The organism is Azospirillum terrae (genome assembly GCF_053470425.1).
The window spans coordinates 1-1255 of record NZ_JBPXMR010000057.1 but is presented as its reverse complement, the minus strand read 5'-3'; the positions used below and the strand labels follow the sequence as shown (position 1 = coordinate 1255).

Below are 1255 nucleotides of genomic sequence, written 5' to 3'. Positions count from 1 at the left end.
TGACCTGCGACCGGAAAACTCCTCCAAATTTGGGTAGAGTCCGCCATCTACGGAGACGGACCTATGAAGCGCAGCCGGTTCAGCGAGGAACAGATCATCGGCATCCTGAAGGAACAGGAAGCCGGTCATGCGACGGCGGACGTGTGCCGCAAGCACGGAATTTCGAGCGCCACCTTCTACAAGTGGAAAGCCAAGTACGGCGGGCTGGAGGTGTCGGAGGCCAAGCGGCTGAAGGCGCTGGAGGACGAAAACGCCCGGCTGAAGAAACTGCTGGCCGAGGCCATGCTCGACAACGCCATCCTGAAAGACGTCGCCGCAAAAAAATGGTGACGCCCGCCTCTATGCGGTCTGCCGTTGCTCATGTCCGTGCCAACCACGGCGTGAGCGAGCGGCGGGCGTGCCTTGTCCTGGGCGCGGATCGGTCGATGATCCGGTATCGCTCCCAGCGCCCTGACGATGCCGCGATCCGGGAGCGGCTGCGCGAACTGTCGCGGCAGCGCCGCCGCTTCGGCTATCGCCGCCTCCACCTCCTCCTCGCCCGAGAGGGCCAAGCCATGAACCAGAAGAAGCTGCGTCGATTGTATGCGGAAGAGAAGCTCCAGGTGCGGCGGCGGGGCGGGCGCAAACGCGCCCTGGGCACGCGGGCCCCGATGGCGATCCCGCAGGGGCTGAACCAACGCTGGTCGCTGGACTTCGTCGCCGACGCCTTCAGCGACGGGCGGCGTTTCCGCATCCTGACCGTGGTCGACGACTTCACCCGCGAATGCCTGGCGCTGGTGGCCGATACCTCGCTGTCCGGTGCCCGCGTCGCCCGTGAGTTGGATGGTTTGCTCGCCAGGCGCGGCAAGCCGCTGATGATCGTCAGCGACAACGGCACCGAGTTCACCAGCATGGCCATGCTGCGCTGGAGCCAGGATCACCGGGTGGAGTGGCATTACATCGCGCCCGGCAAACCCATGCAGAACGGCTTCGTCGAGAGCTTCAACGGCAGGCTTCGCGACGAATGCCTCAACGAGACGCTGTTCGCGTCACTGCCCCATGCCCGCCACGTCCTGGCTGACTGGCGGGACGATTACAATCACGCGCGGCCCCATTCCGGCCTCGGCGGCCTCACCCCCGCCGAAGCCGCCGCCAAGGCCGCGAGGCAAGCAGGGCTGGGGCATGCCCCAGCCCTGCTTGCCATCACCGCCCGCTTCGGGCATCAAAACCACACGGGACTCCACCCATAGCCGGAGGAAACCTCGGTCTCAGGTCA

The 1255-nt window shown here is 65.8% G+C and carries 1 protein-coding gene; it reads left to right on the top strand.

The annotated features are described in order from the left end of the window. Nucleotides 1-63: 63 nt before the first annotated feature. A protein-coding gene (locus tag ACSVDD_RS29685; RefSeq protein WP_448193003.1) for an IS3 family transposase occupies nucleotides 64-1229 on the top strand; the annotation gives its coding sequence in 2 pieces (ribosomal slippage) (nucleotides 64-316 and nucleotides 316-1229; 1167 coding nt in all). The last annotated feature ends 26 nt before the right edge of the window (nucleotides 1230-1255 follow it).